This window comes from Micromonospora sp. NPDC005174 (assembly GCF_040608495.1).
Taxonomy (GTDB): domain Bacteria; phylum Actinomycetota; class Actinomycetes; order Mycobacteriales; family Micromonosporaceae; genus Micromonospora.
In genome coordinates, this window is record NZ_JBEXIJ010000022.1 from 22,190 (window position 1) to 42,464 (window position 20,275).

Annotated in this window: 18 protein-coding genes; 7 read left to right on the forward strand and 11 right to left on the reverse strand. The window is 73.0% G+C overall.

Annotation, left to right across the window (positions count from 1 at the left end; genetic code table 11):
- The first annotated feature begins 13 nt into the window (after nt 1-13).
- Together ABZU91_RS22475 and ABZU91_RS22480 are read left to right on the forward strand one after the other, a co-directional pair.
- Complete coding sequence (locus tag ABZU91_RS22475) at nt 14-619, forward strand: response regulator transcription factor (RefSeq protein WP_355243653.1); 606 nt, start codon at nt 14-16, stop codon at nt 617-619.
- Nucleotides 620-739: 120 nt separating this feature from the next.
- The gene (locus ABZU91_RS22480) at nt 740-1,324 is read left to right on the forward strand and encodes a response regulator transcription factor (RefSeq protein ID WP_355243656.1); all 585 of its coding nucleotides are present in this window, start codon (nt 740-742) and stop codon (nt 1,322-1,324) included.
- A gap of 10 nt (nt 1,325-1,334) precedes the next feature.
- On the opposite strand, the gene ABZU91_RS22485 is transcribed toward ABZU91_RS22480, so the two are convergent.
- The 6 genes from ABZU91_RS22485 to ABZU91_RS22510 all read right to left on the reverse strand — a co-directional run bounded on the left by ABZU91_RS22485 (nt 1,335) and on the right by ABZU91_RS22510 (nt 10,098).
- Nucleotides 1,335-3,095 carry an ABC transporter ATP-binding protein gene (locus ABZU91_RS22485; protein WP_355243659.1) on the reverse strand — a complete coding sequence of 587 codons (1,761 nt, stop codon included), beginning with the start codon at nt 3,093-3,095 and terminating at the stop codon, nt 1,335-1,337.
- Nucleotides 3,092-4,819 (reverse strand): ABC transporter ATP-binding protein, encoded by a 1,728-nt coding sequence (locus ABZU91_RS22490; protein ID WP_355243662.1) that lies wholly within the window; start codon nt 4,817-4,819, stop codon nt 3,092-3,094. The genes ABZU91_RS22485 and ABZU91_RS22490 overlap by 4 nt, the downstream gene beginning before the upstream one ends.
- Nucleotides 4,820-4,895: 76 nt before the next feature.
- Nucleotides 4,896-5,015: a SapB/AmfS family lanthipeptide gene (locus ABZU91_RS22495; protein WP_013734295.1), complete on the reverse strand. Its 120-nt coding sequence runs from the start codon at nt 5,013-5,015 to the stop codon at nt 4,896-4,898.
- Nucleotides 5,016-5,020: 5 nt separating this feature from the next.
- Complete coding sequence (gene lanKC, locus ABZU91_RS22500; protein ID WP_355243665.1) at nt 5,021-7,597, reverse strand: class III lanthionine synthetase LanKC; 2,577 nt, start codon at nt 7,595-7,597, stop codon at nt 5,021-5,023.
- 216 nt (nt 7,598-7,813) lie between these two features.
- Nucleotides 7,814-9,268 carry an alkaline phosphatase PhoX gene (locus ABZU91_RS22505; RefSeq protein ID WP_355243668.1) on the reverse strand — a complete coding sequence of 485 codons (1,455 nt, stop codon included), beginning with the start codon at nt 9,266-9,268 and terminating at the stop codon, nt 7,814-7,816.
- A gap of 113 nt (nt 9,269-9,381) precedes the next feature.
- Entirely contained in the window at nt 9,382-10,098 is a 717-nt protein-coding gene (locus tag ABZU91_RS22510; protein ID WP_355243671.1) for a TetR/AcrR family transcriptional regulator C-terminal domain-containing protein, read from the reverse strand.
- Nucleotides 10,099-10,200: 102 nt separating this feature from the next.
- On the opposite strand from ABZU91_RS22510, the gene ABZU91_RS22515 reads away from it, so the two are divergent.
- On the forward strand, nt 10,201-11,184 hold the full coding sequence (locus ABZU91_RS22515; protein ID WP_355243673.1) for an NAD(P)-dependent alcohol dehydrogenase: 984 nt from the start codon (nt 10,201-10,203) through the stop codon (nt 11,182-11,184).
- 18 nt (nt 11,185-11,202) lie between these two features.
- Here ABZU91_RS22515 and ABZU91_RS22520 read toward each other — a convergent pair whose 3' ends face one another.
- Together ABZU91_RS22520 and ABZU91_RS22525 are read right to left on the reverse strand one after the other, a co-directional pair.
- Complete coding sequence (locus ABZU91_RS22520) at nt 11,203-12,306, reverse strand: Gfo/Idh/MocA family oxidoreductase (RefSeq protein ID WP_355243676.1); 1,104 nt, start codon at nt 12,304-12,306, stop codon at nt 11,203-11,205.
- On the reverse strand, nt 12,276-12,986 hold the full coding sequence (locus tag ABZU91_RS22525) for a ThuA domain-containing protein (RefSeq protein WP_355243678.1): 711 nt from the start codon (nt 12,984-12,986) through the stop codon (nt 12,276-12,278). Before ABZU91_RS22525 ends, ABZU91_RS22520 begins: the two co-directional genes overlap by 31 nt.
- Nucleotides 12,987-13,172: 186 nt before the next feature.
- Between ABZU91_RS22525 and ABZU91_RS22530 the strand changes: the two genes are divergently transcribed.
- Together ABZU91_RS22530 and ABZU91_RS22535 are read left to right on the forward strand one after the other, a co-directional pair.
- Nucleotides 13,173-15,410: a tetratricopeptide repeat protein gene (locus ABZU91_RS22530; RefSeq protein ID WP_355243681.1), complete on the forward strand. Its 2,238-nt coding sequence runs from the start codon at nt 13,173-13,175 to the stop codon at nt 15,408-15,410.
- 146 nt (nt 15,411-15,556) lie between these two features.
- Complete coding sequence (locus tag ABZU91_RS22535; RefSeq protein ID WP_355243684.1) at nt 15,557-16,015, forward strand: peptidoglycan-binding domain-containing protein; 459 nt, start codon at nt 15,557-15,559, stop codon at nt 16,013-16,015.
- A gap of 84 nt (nt 16,016-16,099) precedes the next feature.
- Here the strand turns inward: ABZU91_RS22535 and ABZU91_RS22540 are convergent, their stop codons facing one another.
- Nucleotides 16,100-17,053, reverse strand: coding sequence for a cyclase family protein (locus tag ABZU91_RS22540; RefSeq protein WP_355243687.1), 954 nt, complete (start codon nt 17,051-17,053; stop codon nt 16,100-16,102).
- 339 nt (nt 17,054-17,392) lie between these two features.
- Here ABZU91_RS22540 and ABZU91_RS22545 point away from each other — a divergent pair, with 339 nt between their 5' ends.
- Together ABZU91_RS22545 and ABZU91_RS22550 are read left to right on the forward strand one after the other, a co-directional pair.
- Nucleotides 17,393-18,013 carry a TetR family transcriptional regulator gene (locus tag ABZU91_RS22545; protein WP_355243690.1) on the forward strand — a complete coding sequence of 207 codons (621 nt, stop codon included), beginning with the start codon at nt 17,393-17,395 and terminating at the stop codon, nt 18,011-18,013.
- Nucleotides 18,014-18,134: 121 nt separating this feature from the next.
- On the forward strand, nt 18,135-19,634 hold the full coding sequence (locus ABZU91_RS22550) for an FAD-dependent monooxygenase (protein WP_355243693.1): 1,500 nt from the start codon (nt 18,135-18,137) through the stop codon (nt 19,632-19,634).
- 57 nt (nt 19,635-19,691) lie between these two features.
- On the opposite strand, the gene ABZU91_RS22555 is transcribed toward ABZU91_RS22550, so the two are convergent.
- A complete protein-coding gene (locus ABZU91_RS22555) occupies nt 19,692-19,838 on the reverse strand; it encodes a hypothetical protein (protein WP_355048005.1) in 147 nt (48 codons plus the stop codon).
- Between the two features lie 48 nt (nt 19,839-19,886).
- Complete coding sequence (locus tag ABZU91_RS22560; protein WP_355243821.1) at nt 19,887-20,270, reverse strand: hypothetical protein; 384 nt, start codon at nt 20,268-20,270, stop codon at nt 19,887-19,889.
- Between the last annotated feature and the right edge of the window lie 5 nt (nt 20,271-20,275).

Here is a 20,275-nt window from a genome sequence, read left to right on the forward strand (position 1 = left end):
TCGGAGAAACACGGTGATCCACGTTGTTGTCGCCGAGGATATGGGTTTGCTGCGCGGGGCACTCTGCGCCGCGCTCTCCCGCGAGGAGGACATGAAGGTGGTCGCCGACGTCGAGGGCGTCGGCGAGCTGTTGACGGCGGTCCGCCGGTGCAGACCCCAGGTGGTGGTGCTGGCGCTTGATCCGGAGCTGCCCGATCCGGTGGAGATGGTCGCCCGGATAAACGTCGAGGCGCCGCACACCGCCGTGTTGGCGATGAGCCCTCGGTGGAACCCGGCGCTGGTCGAGGCGGCGCTGGCTGCCGGTGCGCGCGGTCTGGTCGGCAAGGACAACTCACTGGTGGAGTTGGTGCGGTCGATTCGCCTGCTCGCTGCCGGCGAGCGGGCCATCGACCCGACCGCCGCCGTGGCGGTGCTCAGTCCCCCGGAGATGCCGTTGACGCCTCGGGAGATGGACGTGCTGCGGATGGCGGCCGAGGGGCTGCCACTGAAGGAGATCGCCGGCCGCCTCTTCCTGGCCCACGGGACGGTGCGTAATCACCTGTCGGCGATCCTGCACAAGATCGGAGCCCGCAACCGGCTGGAGGCGGTGTGGCACGCCCGGCGCAACGGCTGGTTGTAGGCATCTCGGAGCGGGTCCGTCGGAGGTGTGCGGACCCGCCCCGTCGCCGTGCGGCCCCGGAGGATGCGTGTTTGAATATTGACGTTGAGTGATCGTTGTCCACGCGCGGGAAGGTTCGTCGTGATCCGTACCCTGCTCGCTCTGGACGGGGCCCTGATGCTGGGGGCGCTCTCCTTCGTCCTCGCCGCAGAGGAGGACATCCGCGTCGTGGCGGAGGTGGATCGCGGCGACGCGGTACCGGCGGCCGTCCACGCCCAACGCCCGGACGTGGTGGTGGCCGACCTCGACCTTGTCGAGGCGGCGGCTCCCGGCCGACTGGGCCTGTGCCCCGTCCTGATGCTTGTCCACCCGCAGCGGGCCCGGCGACTGCGGGGCATGCTCAGCCCCGGCCGCACGGTCGGCGTCCTGCGCAACGACGCCGCACCCCAGCGGGTCGTCGACGGCATCCGACGACTCGCGCGCCGAGAACCCGTCGTGGACGCGGACCTCGTCGTCGCGGCCCTGCACTCGGACGACCCGCTGAGCGAGCGCGAGCGGGAGGTGTTGACGTTGACGGCGGCGGGGGCGCCGGTCGCCGAGGTCGCGGCGGCGTTGGGGCTCAGCCGGGGCACCGTCCGCAACCACCTCGGTCGGATCGCCCGCAAGGTGGGTGCGCGCACCCGGGTGGAGGCCGTACGGATGGCGGGCGAGGCGGGGTGGATCTGAGCGACGGGTCTCAGCCCTGCCGCTCCACCGTCCGGGACGGGGTCATCGGCTCGTCCCAACAGCCGACGAGCGCCCGGTAGGTCGCGGAGCGGTCGAGCAACTGCTCGTGCGTCCCCTCGACGGGCACGTCGCCGTCGAGGACCAGCACCCGGCCGGCCCGCAGGGCCGAACTGATCCGGTGGGCGATCACGACGAGACTGCCGGGTCGCCGGGCGAAGGCGGCCTCGACCGTCGCCTCCCGTGCCGGGTCGAGGTGGCAGGTCGCCTCGTCGAGGAGCACCAGCGGGGCGGGCGCGAGCCAGGCCCGGACCGCCGCGACGAGCTGCCGCTCACCGGCGGAGAGCAGGGCCGGTACGACCGGCGCGTCCAGGCCGCCCAGCCTGGTCGCCAGGGGACGCGCACCGAGCGCGTCGAGGGCGACCTCAAGGGTGTCGTCGTCGGCGTCGGGCCGCAGGTAGCGCAGGTTGTCGGCGAGTGTGCCGGTGAAGACGTACGCCTCCTGGGGCAGCAGCACCCGCAGCCGGGCCAGGACGGCCGGCGCGACGTCGGCGACCGGAGTACCGGCCAGCTGGACCGTACCCTCCTGCGGCGGCACCAGACCGGCCAGCAGGGCGGCCAACGTGGACTTGCCGGCGCCACTGGGCCCCACGACCGCCAGGTGTTCGCCGTCGGCCAGGGTCAGCGAGAAGTTCCGCAGGACGGGCCGGGCGTTCGGGCCGTACCGGAAGGTCAGTCCCCGGACCTCGGCGGCCGGTAGGCCGCCGACCGGCCCGGTCGACGGGCGCGGGCCAGGGGTCTCCCCGGCGGACGGCGGCAGGTGGGGATAGACGCGCAGGATGTTCTCCAGGGTGACGGCGTAGCGCAACCCGCCGCCGCCGAGGCCCTGCACGAGGGTGTGCAGGGCGGGTTGCAGTCCGGTGGACACGTAGATCAGCGCCCCCAGGATCGCGCCCGCCGTCATGCCACGGTCGACCAGCCACGGGGCGGCCACGAGCAGCACCACCAGCGGGGACCAGCCGCCGATTCCGAGGCTGAGGCTGCGGATCACGGCCATCCGGGCGAGGGTGCGCTCGGCGGCGGCCTGCGCCGACACCCGCTGCTCCACCTCGGATGCCACGCGTGCCTGAGCGCCACAGGCGAGCACGTCGCGGTGACCGGCCAGCGCCGTCGCTGCCGACTGGCCCAACCGCTCGCCCGCGCGGACGTACGCCCGCTGGTGGGTGACCATCGCCGGCAGTGCGGCGAGGAACACGACCAGGCCGGCGACCAGCGGCGCGGCGGCCAGCGCCGCCGCCACCGGCGCGAGGGCGAGGAGGCCGAGCAGGGCCGCGCCCGCGGAGAAGAGAAAGCCGCGCGTCACCATCAGCAGACCGGCGAAGGTGTCCCGGACGATCTCCATCTGGTGGGTCAGCCGGGTCATCGCCGCGCTGTCCGGGCGCCCCCCGGCACGGGTGGCATCGCGCAGCGCGCCCCGCACCACCTGGGCGGCCACCTCGTCGCGGAACGGCTCGACCACCGCGCCGAGGCTCCGGTACGTCCGCCCGGTCGCCGCCGCGCCGACCAGCACGGCCACGGCGAGGACCCCCAACCACGCAAGGCCGTCGACCAGGCGCCCGGCCAGGAAGCCGTCGTCGACGGCACGGGCGACCAGCAGACCCGCGAGCAGCGCGGGAAACGCCTCGACGAGCGACCACCCGCCGAGCCCGGCGAGGTCACGCCGGCGGGCCCGCAGCGCCCGCCAGGTCACCTGGCGTACGGTCAGCGGCTTCACGACCCACCGCCAACCGGCGCGAAGACAGCCCGGTAGTCCGGGTCGGCCCAGAGTCGCCGGTGCGGTGCCAGGCCACGCAGCCGACCGCCGTCCAGCCAGGCCACGAGGTCGGCGCGGGCGGCGGCCGCCGTCCGGTGGGTGACCACCAGTCGGGTCCGCTCGCCGGCGCGCCCGACGACCGCCTCGGTGATCCGGTGTTCGGTAGCGGTGTCCAGGCTGGACGTGGCGTCGTCCAGGATGAGCAGCCGCTCGGCGGCGAACGCCCGGGCCAGGCCGAGGCGTTGCGTCTCACCACCGGAGAGCGGTGTGTCGGTCAGCGGGGTCCGGTACCCCTCGGGCAGGCGGTCGATCACGTCGTCGATCGCCGCACCGCGCGCGGCCCGCAGGACCGCCGGCGTGGCCGGAGGCCCGTCGGCAGGTGGTGTCGCGGACGCGGCCGGCAACGCCAGGCCGATCGCGTCGTGGACGGTGGCGCCGATCAGCACCGGCTGGTCGAACGCGTAGCCGACAGCTCGGCGTAACGCCGACGCGCCGAGGTCCCGCAGCGGTACGCCATCGAGGCGCACCTCACCGCGGTCCGGGTCGTGCAGTCGGCCGGCCACGGCTGCCAGTGTCGACTTACCGGCGCCGGACGCCCCGACGACGGCGACTGTCGCGCCCGCCGGTACGTCCAGGTCGATGCCGTCCAGGACGACTCTGCCGTCGTCGCCGTACACGCACACCCCGCGCAGTCGCAGCGCACCGCCGCCGGGGGGAAGGGGCCGGTCGCCCGTCGCGGTGGCGGGCTCGCGCAGCGGCTCGGCCACCCGGTGTGCCCCCGCACGGCTGCGTACCAGGTGGTTGAGCGTGGCGAGGACCGCACCGAGGCCGGCGCCCATGGCCGCGTACCGGACGGCGGCGACCAGTTCGCCGGGCGTGAGCCAGCCCGCCGTCAGGGCGTACCCGCCGACCGCTACGACGCTCAGGTGCAGCAGTGGCGCGACGGCGGAGGTGCGCGCGCTCGCCCTCGCCAACAGGTCCCACGTGCGTCGACCGTGCCGACCCAGCTCCGGCAGGGCCGCCAGCACCCGGTTCTCCTCGCGGCGCAGCGTGGCGGCGGCGGCGATGGTCCGTGCCCCGGTCAGCGACTCCAGCAGCCGGCCGGCGATGACGCCGAGCACCCGTTGGTACCCGGCGGTCGCGGTCGAGGCGTCGGCCACGAAGGCACGCATGAGCACGGCGAGCAGGACGAGGCCGGCGAGCAGGGTGATGCCCAGGACCGGCTCCAGGATGGCGAGCGCGACGACGCTACCGAGGGGCGGCAGCACCGCCACGACGGTCAGGACCACGGCGTTGCCGGCCTGTCCCGCGTCGGCGGCCTGGCCGACCAGGCGGCCGACGAGATCACCCACCGGGTACCGACGGGTGGCACGGACGTCCAGCGCGAACAGGTGGCGCAGCAGATGGCGGCGTAGCCCGGCGGTGGCGCGTGCCGCACCGAATCCGCTGGTCAGATCCGTCAGGGCGTCGACGCAGACGAGGGCGACGACCAGGCCGCAGGCGGACACCGCCCACCAGATCGAGCCGCCGGTGAGGGCGGCGTCGACGGCGCGGCCCAGGGCCGCGGGAAGCAACAGTTCGGCGGCCGCGCCCAGTAGCGCGACCGCCGCGAGGCCGGCCGTCCAGCCTCCGCCGGCAAGGACCGTCCGCCGCAGCAGCCGGTCCCCCGCGTCGAACGTCGACATCGGTCCTCCCGGTGCTACGCGGTCGCCCTGGGTGGGCACGTCTACCCACCCAGGGCGATCACGTTGATGCGACGGATCAGTTGCAGGTCGTGACGGAGAGCGAGCTGTCGCCGCAGAGCAGCAGGCTCGCCCGGCTACCGCCACCCGTACGGTCGGCCGGAGCCATCTCCAGGCCCTGGAGGTCCAGAAGCGCCATGTCGTTCACCTCCCTTCCATGCCTTCGTCGATCCGGTCGCCCCCGCTGTCGCGGGGGAGTCTCTGCGCGCCCGGCAGGGGCGCGAGGAAGGGCAGCACCGGCGGATCGTCCTGCCGCGCGCAGGTCAGCGCGTACAGCACGCCGGCGGTGCCGGTGCCGAAGTCCATGGAGAGCCGGAGCAACTGCTCACCGGGGAACGCGGCCCCCTCCTGGTACGGCAGCGCGTGCCAGGCCAGCCGGTCCACCTGCGCGGCGAGTTCCCGGCGGTCGCCGTCGTGGACCGAGGCCGCGAGGTAGGCGATGATGCCGGCCCGGCCGGCGAAGAGCCCGGACTGCGCGTAGAACGGTGACCGTGCCGCGCGGCGAATGCCGGCGCTGGCCTCGGCGAACCGGTCGTCGTCGCGGTGGCGCAGGTACGCGTCGAGGACCAGTCCGATACCGACGCTGCCGTGTGCCAGGTACGGCATGGTCCGCCAGCCCTCGTTGACCTCCAGGGCACCGTCCGGGCGCAGCACGCACCGGCGCAGATCCTGGCGCAGCGCCGTGGCGGCGTGCTCCAACAGGTCCTCGTCACCGGTGAGTTCGTAGAGCCGCAGCAGCAGCAGCGCCGGCCCGGTCCGGCCGCGCAGCAGCCCGGCGTACGGGTTCCGACCCCCGCTGACGTCCGGGCCGGGGTCGTCGGCCAGCTGCCCGATCACCCGTTCGGCGGCCCGCCACGCGGCGTCGCGCAACGACACCTCCCCGGTGCGGGCGGCCAGCTCGGCCAGGTTGAGCGCGATCCCGGAAAGCCCGCTCGCCAGGCTGTGGTCGAGCCCGTCGAGGGGCTCACGCAGGCAGATGTCGAGCACGTCCAGCGCGTCCTGGCGGCGTCCGAGGCGGTCGAGGACGTGGGCGACGCCGTGCAGCCCGTCGTAGAAGCCGCAGCGGGTGCCGGACGGGGGCGCGGTCGCCCGTCGTACCAGCCAGTCCTCGTGCTCGGGCCAGCGTCCGGCGCCGCTCGTGTGCAGCGCGTACAGCACTCCCGACGCGCCGTGCGCGAGGTTGAGGCCGCCGCTGCGGAACTGCTCGATGTCGCCGGGGAAGAGCCGGTCGTCGCGCGTCGGGGTGGCACTGGCCAGGATGGCCGTCGCCAGCTTCTCCCGCGTGACGGGCGCGTGGTGCAGGTCCGCGACCTGCGGGCCGCCGGTGATCTCCTCGACCGCGGCGTCGAGGAAGGACCTCGGCACCGGGAAGTTGGCGGCGATGACGTCGGCCAGATGCGCCGCCTTCGCCGGGGCGAGCCGCACCAGCTGGGTCAGTGGCAGGAACAGCGCCAACCGCAGGCACGCCAGGGCGTACCTGTCGACAGCCGGCCCGGTGCGGTCCCGCGGCGCGGCGAAACCCTGGTTGCGCAGCCCGGGGCGGCGGTGCCCGTCGATCGGGGCGGTCACCTCGAAGTCGACGAGGGCGACCCGGTCGTCCGGGCGGATCATGATGTTGAACAGGTGCAGATCCCCGTAGACCAGACCGCGTTCGTGGATCGCCGCGATGAGGGTCTCGACCTGCTCGTGGACGTGCCGGGCCCAGCGGGCGTACGCCGCCCGGTCGTCGTCCGTCGCGTCGGCGTCGATCAGCGGGTACCTGTCGACGAGCACCTTGTTCAACGGTCGACCCTCGATGAACTCGAGCGCGAGGAACCGGTGCTCCCCCAGGTCGAACTCGTCGTGCACCCGTGGCACCTGCGGCAGGTCGGCGAGCTGTCGCAGGGCGTCGGCCTCCCGGGCCAGCCGGGCGACGGCGTCGGTGCCGTCGGCGTCCAGGCCGGCGTGCGGACGGGCCTCCTTGAGCACCACCTCGGTGTCGGTGCGCAGGTCCCGGCCCACGTACAGTCCACCGCCGTTGGAGAAGTGGATGACCCGTTCGATCCGGTAGGGCACCTGGTCGGTGCTGGTGCCGCCGCGGGCCGCCAGGTGCGGGCCGAGGAAGTCGGGCAGGGTGACCCACGCCGGTACGTGGAAGACGGGATCGCGGCGGTCCGGCACCAGCGTGCCGGAGTCGTCCTCGATCGCCGGCACGACCTGGCCGTCGGGCGAGTGGCAGTAGCGGGCCGCGAAGCCGCCGTAGCGCACGTGGACCGGGCCGGCGCCGTAGCGCAGGTCGCTCAGGATGTACGGCCCGGACTCGCCGGTCAGCAGCTCGTCGAGTTCCTTGCAGACCAGTTCCAGTTCCGCGTCGTCGTGCGGGTAGACGGTGATGAACTTGCCGCTGGCCGCCCGGGAGGCGTACTTGGAGTTGCGCAGCAGCAGCGTGCGGGGCCCGCGGAGGAACTTGAAGGACAGGCCCCGGGGGACGCAGTAGTCCCAGACCGCGTCGAGCACCCGCTCGGCGTTCTCCAGCCCCGCCGACACGTGGATCTTCCAGCCCTGCTGCGGGAGCGAGCCGCCGTCCGGCGCGTAGATCAGCCAGTCGTCGAGCGGCTCGCGTCGCCAGCCGGTCGGGATCGGGCGCTCCGCGGCCGGAAAGACGGGCTGCGCGACGGCGCTGCCGAGCGAGTCGTAGAAGAGGCGATCCGCGGCGCAGTAGCTGTCGTAGCGTTCGTCCACCGTCCCGCCACCTCTCGAATCCGGCCGGCTGCTGTCTTCCGGCGTTGCATCGAGTCTCATCGACGGGCCTGGGTGGGCTCCAGTGCGCTTAGTCACCGGCTCCGGTGCGAGGTGCACGCGAACTCGTGACAATAGTCAGGCACTGCGGAGGTTTGAAAAAACCGCAGGTGGGGACCGGCCTGCCGCCTGGTCCCCACCTGTCGGTCGTGTTCGTCGTCAGCCCAGGTACTTCTCCCACGGGCCGGTGATGGCCAGGGTCAGACCCGGGTCCTGCATGTTCACGAACAGCACCTTCCCGTCGGCGCTGAAGGTCGGCCCGCAGAACTCCGAGTCGTTGAGCTGGTTGCGGGCGATCGCGTACGTCGGCCCGCCCGGGATGGTGCTGAGCACGTGGGAGGCGCCCTTGCCGTCCTCGGCGAGCACGAGGCTCCCCCACGGGGTGACCGTCACGTTGTCCGGGCCGTCGAAGGTGATGTCGGTGTACCTGACCGGCGTCCCCTCCTCGGAGGCGCCCTGGTGCGGGAAGTACGTGACGAGCTGGATGGTCTGGTCCTTGAAGTTGTAGAACCACACCATGCCGTCGTGCGGCGCCGCGTCCGCCGGCAGGTCACCCTCGTCCCACGCGTAGGAGTTGACGACGTACACGCCCTCGTCGGTGCTCCACACGCCCTCGAACTTGCGGCCACGGGTGACCTGACCGTCGGTGAACTGCTCGCGGACGGAGGTGTGCCGCGCGTCGCGGTCCGGCACCTCGATCCACCGGACGGCGAACGGGCGGCCGAGCTGGGCGGAGGTCAGGTAGGCGACGTCCGGCAGCACCGAGCCGTCGTCCATGATGATCTGCATCGCGGCGAGGACACCGGCGTTCGGTGCGAGGCGGGTCAGCACGCCGGGGCCCAGCTTCACGCCGCGCGGCGCGGACCAGCGGTAGAAGAGGCCGTTGGGCTCGTCGGCGTCCTCGGAGAGGTAGACGTGGGTGCGGTCCTTGTCGATCGCCAGGGCCTCGTGCGAGTAGCGGCCGAGGCACTTGATCGGCCTCGGGTCCGCGCTGCCGTCGGCCCAGACCTCGAAGACGTACCCGTGGTCCTTGGCGAAGACGCCGGAGCGGTCGCCCTCCTCCCACCTGTCGCCGGCGCGGTCCTCGGTCTCCTCGCAGGTCAGCCAGGTGCCCCACGGGGTCGGCCCGCCGGCGCAGTTGGAGATGGTGCCGGAGAGCGCGACGAACTCGCCGAGGTTGCGCCCCGCACGGTCGGTCCTGATCACGGTGCAACCACCGGCGTCGACGGCGCTCGCGTCGTAGACGGTGCCCTTCACGTGCGGCACGCCGAACTCGGCGCCCGGGTCGATCTCGTGGTTCTGGATCAGGGTGTAGCGGTCGTGCCCGGCGTCGTAGACGGCCATGCCGTCGTGGTCCGACGGGGTCACACCCTGTCCACGGTCGAGTCTGGTGACGCCAGCCCGGGTGACCACGGTGTAGCGGAAGCCCTCGGGCAGGGCCAGGACCCCCTTGGGGTCGTCCACGAGCGGCGGGAAGGGGACGTGACCGCCCGAGCCCGGCGAGTGCGGCCGGCCGGGGCTGGCCTGCGCCAGGGACGGCAGGCCACCGGCGACGGCGAGGCCCACACCGGCGGCGGCGCCGCCGGCGAGGAAGGTACGACGGGAGGAAGGCACGCGGATCAGCTCCTGGTCAGGACAAGTGCGACGGCCGACAGCCAACCCCCGCCGACAGACGCCGACGCATCACCCGTGGGTTCGGGCGGTGACATCCGGGTGAAGACTCGGCGTCACCGGGATCGTCGCGGCGACGTCCAGCCCTGCTCGTGCAGCCGTTCGATGCCGTCCAGCAGCAGGTCCAACGCGAACGCGAACTCGAACTGGTCGTCGCAGCCCTGCCCCACGACCGACTGGTCGTCGTGCGAGGCCGCCGTGGCGATCTCCGCCAGGTGCGGGAACCGGTCGGCGAACTCCGGCGGCAGGGCGGCGGCAGGCTCGGGGCTGGCCGCTCCGGACCGACCGACGCGGCGGGCGTCGTCGAACAACTCCTGACTGAAGCCCAGGACCCGGCTGCCCATCGTGTGCATCACGTGGTGGGCGAGGTTGGCGGAGAATCCGCCGGCTCGGAAGGTAGCGACCACCGAGTCGAGGTAGGCGAGGACGGCCGGCGTGGCCATGTTGCGGGACTCGATCGCCAGGGGGGCCCAGGGGTGACGGCGCAGCACCTCCCGTGCCGAGAGGACGCGCCGGCGGGTGGCGTCCTTCCAGTGCGTGTCGGGCGCGACCGGGTCGATCTGGTCGACGATCACGTCGATCATGCCGTCGAGCAGTTCGTCCTTGTTGGCCACGTGCTTGTAGAGAGCCATCGGTACGACGCCGAGATCCTGGGCGAGGTTGCGCATGCTGAGGGATTCGATGCCGGCCTCGTCGGCGAGCGCGACGGCCGCGCGCAGGATGCGGTCCCTGCTCAGCGGCGTCCGGCGCAGCGTCTCAGCCTGCTCAGCCATCTCGTCCTCGTCCTGTCCGGCGGTCGTTGAACCATAACCGTCTTGACAGGTGTACGGCGTACACTTAGCGTTGGTGTACACCGTACACCCCGAGGAGGGGCCATGAAGGCGATCGTGCAGGACCGATACGGCGGCCCGGAGACCCTCGCGCTCACCGACGTCGCCACGCCGGTGCCCGCCCCGAACGACGTGCTCGTCCGGGTGCAGGCGGCCTCGCTCAACGCGTACGACTGGCATGCCATGCGCGGCGATCCCCGGATGGCGCGGTTGGCGATGGGCCCCTCGCGGCCTCGCGCGCGCATCCGCGGCCGGGACATCGCCGGTCGCGTCGAGGCCGTCGGGGCCGACGTGCGGGACGTCCGGGTGGGTGACGCCGTCTTCGGCGACCTCGGCGACGCCAACGGCGCGTTCGCCGAGTACGCGTGCGTGCCCGAGACGCAGGTCGCGGCCATGCCGGCGAACCTGACTCCGCACCAGGCGGCGGCCCTGCCGCTGGCCGGCATCACCGCGCTCCTGGGGCTGCGCGACGCGGGGCGGGTCGAGCCCGGTCAGCGCCTGCTCGTCAACGGCGCCTCGGGCGGCGTCGGCACCCTCGCCGTGCAACTGGGCAGGGCGCTCGGCGCGACCGTGACCGGCGTGTGCAGCACCCGCAACGTCGACCTGGTCCGCTCCCTCGGCGTCGACGACGTCGTCGACTACCGCCGGGACGACTTCGCCGACGGCACACGCCGCCACGACGTCGTGCTCGACCTGGTCGGCAACCGCTCACTCAGCGCACTGCGGCGGGCGCTGACACCGACCGGGACTCTGGTCCTCTCCGGCGGCGGCGTGTACGGCGGCGGCAGCCTCGTCGGGCCGGTGTGGCTGATCGCCCGCGGCCGACTGCTCGCGCCGCTGGTCCGACAGCGCATCGTCACGCTCACCACGACGCCGGACCGTCGACACCTCGACACCCTCCGCGCCCACGTCGAGGCCGGCCACCTCACCCCGGTCATCGACCGGACGTACCCGCTGCACGAGGTCCCCGACGCCATCCGGTACGTCGAGGGCGAGCACGCCCGGGCGAAGGTCGTCATCACCATCTGACGTCCGCCGCGCGACCGGTCAGCGCCCCTTCCACTTGTCGGCCGGAGTGAGCGGCACCGCGTCGGGCCGCCGCGCCGTCGTCGTCAGCTCGATCCGCTGACCCTTCGCCGCCGACTCCAGCAGCGCGGTCATCGTCTCGAGGACGTGCAACGCGACGTCGCCGCCCGCGCGCGGTGGACGCTGACCGTCGGCCAGGACGAAGTCGAGCAGACCGATGCCCCGGCCGCTCTCGGCGTACCCGGCCTGCGGTTCCAGAGGCCGCCACTCCGTGCCGCCGAGCGCGAAGTGGCGGACCTCGCCGTCGAAGTAGTTCGGATCAGGTACGGCGAGCGTGCCGGTCTCGCCGTGCACCTCGATGGGCACCGCCGTCGTGGTGGTGCCGTCGAAGCTCGTGGTGATGGTGGACAGAGCGCCGTCGACGTGTTCGAGGACGCCGGTGACGTGGGTGTCCACCTCCACGGGAATGCGCTCGCCGGCCCGCGGGCCCGAACCGATGACGCGCTCGGAGCGCAGGCGGCTGGCGGCGCCGACCACGGCGCGTACCGGCCCGAGCAGGTGGATCAGCGCCGAGATGTAGTACGGCCCCATGTCGAACAGGGGGCCGCCGCCCGAGGTGTAGTAGAAGTCGGGGTGCGGATGCCAACGCTCGTGACCCGCCGTGACCATGACGGCCGTCGCGGACATCGGGCGTCCGACGAGCCCACCGTCGATCGCCGCACGCGCCGTCTGCGTACCCGTGCCGAGCACGGTGTCCGGCGCGCACCCGACGTGGACGCCCGCCGACGCGGCCCGTTCCAGGATCGAGCGGCCGTCCGCGAACGTCACGGCGAGCGGCTTCTCGCCGTACACGTTCTTGCCTGCGTCGATCGCGGCGTGCGAGATGTCGGCGTGCGCCGCCGGGATCGTCAGGTTGAGCACGGTCTGCACGTCCGGGTGGGCGAGCAGCCCCTCGACGCTCACCGCCTCGCTGCCGGGGATCGTGGCCGCCGCCGCGGCCGACCGGGACGCGTCGAGGTCGGCCAACGCGGCGATGCGGACCGCGGGGTGCTGCGCGAGGGTGTCCAGGTAGGCGCGGGAGATGACCCCGAGACCTACGATGCCGACGCCGTGCGGGTCGCCCACACCATTCCCCTTTCGATCACGGTACGCACGGCCGGGTGCTCCAGCACGTCGAGGTTGTGGCCCGGGGTCGTGACGACGATCCGGCCGGCGCCCCAGCGGCGGGTCCAGATCGCCGGCGAGGTGACCGGCCGGTGCCACGGATGCCACTCCCGGGTGGGGTGGGTGGTGACGGCCAGTACGTCGACCAGGTCGTCGTGCAGCACCCAGTACTGCTCGGTGACCAGGTCGAAGTCCTCGATCCCCGCGGTGATCGGGTGCTCCCTGCCCAGGTCGGTGATGCGCACCGTGTGCGGCAGGAAGTTGTCCTCCTCCCCACCGTGCCGCTCGCACGGCTCCTTGCCCGGGTGGGTGGCGAACTGGCCGCCCACCAGGTGCAGGTAGTCCGACGAGGCACGGAACGCGTCCACGATGCCGCCGTGCCAGCCGGTGAAGCCCGTACCCGCGACGACCGCCGCCCTGAGGCCCGCCACCTGGGTCGAGGTGATCTCCGACATCGTCATGCACTGCACGATCAGGTCGGTCCCGGCCAGCTCGTCGGCGTCGGCGTAGATCTCCGTCGACTCCTCGACCCGTACCGCGTAGCCGCTCCGTTCGAGGAAGGGGATGAACAGCTCGGTCGCCTCGACCGGCTGGTGTCCCTCCCATCCGCCGCGGACCACCAGTGCTCTCGGCTGCGCCACCGTCGCTCCTCCCACCGTCCGTTCGTCACCGGACCGGCCACGACCGACCGCAGTGATCACCACCATTCTGTCCAAGGCGGCGAAAGGTGACAACGCGAAGGCGCTGCGGGCCGTCCGACGGCACTTCCGGAACGTACGTCGGATGGCCGATTGTCCATGCTGAGCGCCGTCGATACGGTGATTCCCGTGTTCGGGGAGGCCGTGCAGGAACTTCGGCGCAGCAGCGCGCTGACCCAGGAGGATCTGGCTGCCAAGACGGGGCTTTCGGTCCGGCACCTGCGGGATCTGGAGGCCGGCCGGATCGCCCGGCCGCGCCCCGCGACGATGCTGTTGCTGGCCGACGCCTTCGGCCTTCAGGGGTCCCGGCGCGACCGCTTCCTCGCCGGAGCGCCCACCCCGCCCCCGCCGAACGGTGTTCCGGCGCAGTTGCCGGCGGACGGGTTCGGCTTCGTCGGTCGCGACGGCGCGCTGGCCCGCCTCGACGAGATCCTGGCCCGGGCGGTGGACCAGCCGACCGCGATGGGACTCGCGATCGTCTCCGGCACCGCCGGGGTGGGCAAGACATCGCTCGCGGTGCACTGGGCACACCGCGTCGCCGCGTACTTTCCCGACGGCCAGCTCTACGTCAACCTGCGCGGCTTCGACCCGGGAGGCATCCCGCTCGGCCCGAGCACGGCGCTCGCCGGGTTCGTCAACGCCCTCGCGGGACCGGTCGGCCGTCCGCCGACCGGGCTGGACGAGCAGGTCGCCCGGTACCGGAGCCTGCTGGCCGGCCGACGGGTGCTCGTCGTCCTGGACAATGCCGGCGACGCCGACCAGGTACGCCCACTGCTGCCGGGAGCGCCGGGCTGCTTCGTCCTCGTCACCAGTCGGCACCAGTTCCTGGGGCTGGTCAGCGTCAACGGCGCCCACCCGGTCACCCTGGACGTCCTGTCGGGGGACGAGTCCCGCGAACTGCTGACCCGACGCCTCGGCGCGGAGCGGGTGACAGCCGAGCCCGACGCCGTCGGCGCCATCGTCGGCGCGTCCGCCGGACTGCCCCTGGCGCTGTCCGTCGTGGCCGCCCGGGCGGCGATCCACGGCGAATTCCGCTTGGTGGACCTGGCGGCGCACCTGCGCCCGGAGGCCGGACGCCTGGACGCCTTCGACGGCGGCGAACCCGTCACCGACCTGCGGCTGGTCATGTCCTGGTCGTACCGGACGCTGGAGGAGGACTCCGCTCGGCTGTTCCGGTTGCTGAGTGTGCATCCCGGCCCGGACTTCGCCGTCGCCGCGGCGGCCAGCCTCGCCGGGATCACGCCCGCGCAGGCCCAGCGTCACCTGACCGAGCTGACCCGGGCACACCTGCTCAGCGAACACCGCCCCGGCCGGTTCACGTACCACGATCTGCTGCGCGCGTACGCCGCCGAGTTGACCGCGACCGAGGACAGCGCGGCGAACCGCCACGCGGCCCGCACCCGGCTGCTCGACCACTACCTCGCCGTCGCGTACGCCGCCGACGAACTGCTCTACTCGCAGCGGGACCGGCTGCCGGTCGACCCGCCGGGGCCCGGTGTCGCGCCGGTGCCACTGGCCGACCGGGACGCGGCGATGGCGTGGTTCACCGACGAGCACCCGGTGCTGCTCTCGGCGCTGCGGCTGGCCGCCGACCACGGCTTCGACCGCCACACGTGCCACCTCGCCTGGGCGATCACCACCTACCTCAACCAGGGCGGCTACTGGGAGGACTGGACCAGCAGTTTGCAGGCGGCGTTGTCGGCGGCGGTCCGGCTGGCCGACGACCGGGCCGAGGCGTACGCCCACGGGGTGCTCGGCTTCGCCGACATCGCGCTGCACCAGTACGCCGACGCGCAGCGCCACCTGGAGTCGGCGTACGACCGGTACCGGCGGTTGGGTGACCTCGCCGGCCAGGCCCGCGTCGAACTGAACCTCGGGTGGATCCGCGACCAGACGGGCGAGCCGGAGCTGGCCCTCGGCCACGCCCGGGAGGCGCTGCGCCTGCACCGGCAGGCCGGCCACGTCACCGGCCAGGCCTTCGCGCTCAACGCGGTGGGCTGGTCCCAGGGCCAACTCGGCGACCACCACGCCGCGATCGAGAGCTGTGAGCAGGCGTTGGCCCTGTTCACGTCGGTGGAGAACGTGCTCGGCCAGGCGATCACCTGGGCCAGCCTCGGGCAGGCGCACCTCCAGCTCGACGCGTGCACCGAGGCGGTCACCTGCTTCGGGCACGCGGTCCGCCTGCGCCGCGAGATCGGTCACCGCCGGTTGGAGGCGGACGCGTTGGTCAGCCTCGGCGACGCTCACCTGGCCGCCGGCGACGCCGCGTCGGCCCGAGTGGCCTGGGAGCAGGCGCGGGACATCCTCGTCTCGCTCGGGGAGGCCGACACCGAGGCGCTCGACGCCAAGCTCGCGTCAGCACGCTGAGACACCACGCACACCCGGCCGCAAGTGCCGGTCAATCTCCGGTCCGGCTCCTGTTCGGTCCCGGCGGCGGACGAAACGATGGTGAGGCAAGGCGCTCGTCGCATCGATGCGCATGCGACGACTTCCACCTCGACCTGGGGGGTTCCATGCTCCGACGTCTCCAACGCCTCGGCCTGACCGCACTTCTCGCGGTCACGACCGCAGGCGGCGCGGTGGCGATCTCCGCACCCGCACAGGCCGCCCTGCCGCACTGCAACGGCGCGGGCGTCTACACCTCGACCTGGTCCGGCGCCCGGGGCTCGACGGCCTGGATCCCGGCGTACGTCTCCAGCACCATCAACTTCAACTGCCTGCTGACCCGGGGTGACCACAGCTCCGGCGTCGGTGAGCTGCAGCGGACGTTGCAGGGCATCTACGGCAAGTACCTCGGCCCCAACGGAGTCGACAACGACTTCGGCGGCAACACCTACAACGCGCTGCGCAGCACCCAGGCCGACCTCGGCATCTCCGTCGACGGCGAGTACGGGCCACAGACCCGCGACCACCTGTGCTGGCGGTGGACGGGCAGCGACAACTCCTGTATCTGGCTGAACAACAACCACTGAGTACGCGCGGGGCGCACGTCACATCGGGGGTGTTCGGCCAACGACCGTCCCGGCTCCGGCCGGGGCGGTCGTCCCGCGTTCCGGTCAGAACGTGGCGATCGGGTTGACCGGGCTGCCGGACGTGCCGACGAAGCGGACCGGGGCGACGGCGAGCTGGAAGTCCCACTGACCCAGCTCGGCGGCGGTCGCCGCGCACGCCTCCAGGTCACAGTTGTCGAGCATCCACAGACCCATCGCGACGAGGCCGACGGCGTGCACGGGCATCAACACGTCGTCGTATCCCGACGGCTGGACGTCCTGCGGGGAGTCGGCGCCGATCAGCGCGACGCCGCGCTCGTGCAGCCACGGCAGGCAGGAGGCGTGCCAGCCGGTCTGCGCGAAGCCGCTGGCCTCGCGACCCTCGCGCCGGAAGCGGCCATGGCCGGTCCGCAGGAGCACCGCGTCGCCGGCACGCACCCGTACGCCCTGGCGGCGCTCGGCCTCCTCGAGGTCGGCGGGGAACACGCCCTGCCCGGGTTCCCACCAGGGCACGCCGCGGGCCCGGGCGACGTCCAGCAGGACACCGCGGGTGACGATGCCGTCCGGCGCCGCCGTGACGGCCGCCCACGCCGAGCCCGTCACCTCGTCGACCAGCGAGTGCGACCGCCCGTTGTACAGCGTGCCGTCCCAGAAGAGGTGGCACGGCGAATCGAGGTGGGTGATGGTGTTGCCGTGGTACGTGATGCCGAGTCGCTCGGTCGAGAAGCCCCAGCGCCGGTCGGCGTGGAAGGCGGCCGGCATGTTCTCGGCGCCCGGCATGTCGACGGCGTACGGGCAGACGGTCGTGGACCGCTCCATCTCCCCCGGCACGGCGACCTCCCACGCGCAGGACACGCTCCTGCCGTGGCGCACGGCCCGCGCTGCCGCCAGCCGGACGTCGTCGGTGACGTGGTTGAGCGTGCCGCGCTCGTCGTCGTCGCCCCAGCGGCCCCAGTTCGACAGCGTGTCGAAGTATCCGAGCACGTCCTCCTGCGTCGGCAACATCCGCTCTGCCGTCATCGCTTCGGCTCCTTCATCCAGGCCGTCGGGGCACCCCGGGCAGGGTATCCCGTAGGCCCCGGTGGGCCGACGCGTCAGCTCTGGATGGTGAACGTGGCGACGACGCCGTTGTGGTCGGACGCGGTGCCACCGACGATGTCGTAGCCGGTCATCCACAGGAGCTGGTACGCCGGCAGCCGCTTCCAGAAGTAGACGTAGTCGATGTGTAGGTGAGCGCCGTCGACGGCGACCGACGCACCTTATCGAGCCCGATCGACGCGACGCGGAACACGAGGCAACGGTAGAGTTTTGCGGGGCACGCATCTTTGCGGGTCACGCAAGAAGTGCTAACGTGGTGGCATGACGGGGCTGCGGGAGCGCAAGAAGGCCGAGACACGGGCGGCGCTCGGCTGGGCCGCCATCCACCTCACCGCCGAGCGCGGCTACGACAACGTCCGCGTCGAGGACATCGCCGAGGCGGCCGGCGTCTCCCCGCGTACCTTCAACAACTACTTCTCCAGCAAGGCCGAGGCGATCGCCTCCCGCCACCTCGACCGCAGCCTGCGCACCGCCGCCGCGCTGCGCGAACGCCCCACCGACGAGCCCCTGTGGCAGGCGCTCACCCAGGCCGCGCTGGAGCAGTTCACGCGCGGCCCCGAGGTCGAGGCGATGCCCTCCCCCGCACACGCCCAGTGGGTGGCCGGCGTCCGCACCATGCTCGCCGAGCCCGCCCTCCAGGGCGAGCGACTGCGCGCCGTCGCGACCGCCGAGGCCGAGTTGGCCGCCGCGGTCGCCGAGCGCACCGGAACCGACCTCGCCACCGACATGTACCCGAGGCTCGTCGCGGCCGCCGCCAGCGCGGCCGTCGCCGTCGCCATGCAGCACTACCTCGACAGCGCCGACCCGCCCACCCCGATCGAAAACCTCATCACCGACGCCTTCGCCCAGGTCGCCGCCGGCCTTCCCGCGCCACCGCGCTGACAACCCGGCCCTGACCAGGGCACCACTCACCCACATCCTCCGCCGCGTCACACCCCGCGGCAGGCCGGTCATCCGCCGCGCCCGCCGTGGCGATGACGCACGCCCCGAAGGGATCACGACCGTGATCGACGTCCTCATCGTCGGCGCCGGCCCGAACGGCCTCATGCTCGCCTGCGAGCTGGCCCTCGCCGGCGTCCACCCCGTCGTCCTCGAACGCCACCCGACGCCCGGAGGCGAGCCCCGCGCCAACGGCCTCGTCGGCCAGGTCGTGCGGCTCCTCGACCGACGCGGCCTGTATGCGCGCCTCACCGGCGAGAACACCCCGCCGACCCCGCAACCCGCCTTCGCCTTCGGCGCGTTCCCGCTGGACCTCACGGTGCTCGCGGACAACCCGCACTACGTGCTCGGCGTACCGCAGGCCCAGCTCGAAGCCACCCTCGCCGCCCGCGCCGCCGAACTCGGCGTCGACGTGCGCCGCGGCCACGAGGTCGTCGACCTGCGCCAACGGCCCGACGCGGTCGAGGTCGACCTCGCCGACGGTACGCGGCTCACCGCCCGCTTCCTCGTCGGCGCGGACGGCGGCCGCAGCGTGGTACGCCGCATCGCCGGCATCGAGTTCCCCGGCGTCACCAACGACCGGTCGGTCTCCCGCACGGCCACCGTGACCGTCCCGGCGTCCTCCCTCGATCCCGGGACCGGTGGCCTGCTCGCCCCCGGCTACGGCGTCGTGCCGCCGTTCCAGCACACCCGTACCCCCCGCGGCGTGATCGCCTGGGCACCGTTCCCCGGCCGCCCGGCGCTGGTCAGCACCACGGAGTGGCCCGACGCGTCGACGAGCGACGAGACCGCGATGACCCTGGCGGAGCTGCGCGCCAGCGTCACCCGGGTGCTCGGTGTCGACCTTCCCCTCGGCCCCCCGGACGGGCCGGGCCTGCTCCGCCGGCTGAGCGGCGGCAACACCCGGATCGCCGCCCGCTACCGCGCCGGCCGGGTGCTGCTGGTCGGCGACGCCGCGCACGTGCACCCCGCGATCGGCGGCCCCGGCCTCAACCTGGGCCTCCAGGATGCGGTGAACCTGGGGTGGAAACTCGCCGCCACCGTGCGCGGCTGGGCACCGGAGGACCTGCTCGACACGTACGAGACAGAGCGCCGGCCGGTCGCCGAACGGGTCGTCATGTCCACCCGGGCACAGTCGGCGCTCATCAGCCCCGGTGACGAGATCACCGGCCTGCGGGAGCTCTTCGCCGAGCTGCTGCGGATACCGGAGGTGACCGGGCACATCGCGGCGCTGATGTCCGGAGCGGACGTCCGCTACCCCGCCGACCCGGCCGAGGAGATGGTTGGCCGGTCCGCCCCCGACGTGGTCGTACGCGGCGACCAGGGTGTCGTACGCCTCGCCGAGCTGACCCGTACCGCCCGGCCGTTGCTGCTGGACTCCACGGGCACCTGGGCCGGGGTCGCCGCGCCGTGGCGGGACCGGGTGGACGTGGTCACCGGTCACCTGGAGGGCACGACCGCGACCGCGCTGCTCGTACGCCCCGACTGCTTCGTCGCCTGGTCCGACGGGGACGCCGACACGCTGCGCGCCGCGCTCACGCGCCACTTCGGCCGGCCGCTGTGACCAAAGGTGGCCGGGAGCGCCTCGCGCTCCCGGCCACCGGCTGTCGACAGCGCAGGGTCAGTTGGTGATCACCGGCCAGGCGTAGGCGAGCAACGCGCAGGCGGCGCCCAGGAGCGCGAACGAGATGCCCCGGGTGGGCAGGGGCAGGGCGGCGAGCACGATCAGGATGACGGCGATGATGTAGAGAAATGCCTGGGCGGACATGGAGGTCTCCTCATTCAGGGGGGGGTTGCGGGGGTGCGGGGAAAACGATCAGCCGTCCGGGGTGAAGAGCCCCTGGATGCCGACGACGATCGCGATCAGGCCGAAGATCGCGAGCAACAGACGGACTCCGGTCGCGCCGTCCGACTGCTCGACGCCCGACGACCGACGACCGGTCAGACGGCCCCACAACAGGGCCAGGCCGACGCCGATCCCGACCACCTCGAAGTGGAACACCCGGGGGCCGGACACCAGGTGGACGATGAGGTAGTAGCCGCCGGTCACGAGCGCCACGAGGCCGACCACCCACGCGATCGGCGCGACCCGTCCGGCGAGGCGGCCCAGGTCGTCACCGACGCGCGGCAGCAGCCGCAGCACGGCGATGGCGAGCAGAAAGCCGCCGACGATGTTGGCGAGGTCGAGCAGCAGAGCCATGATCA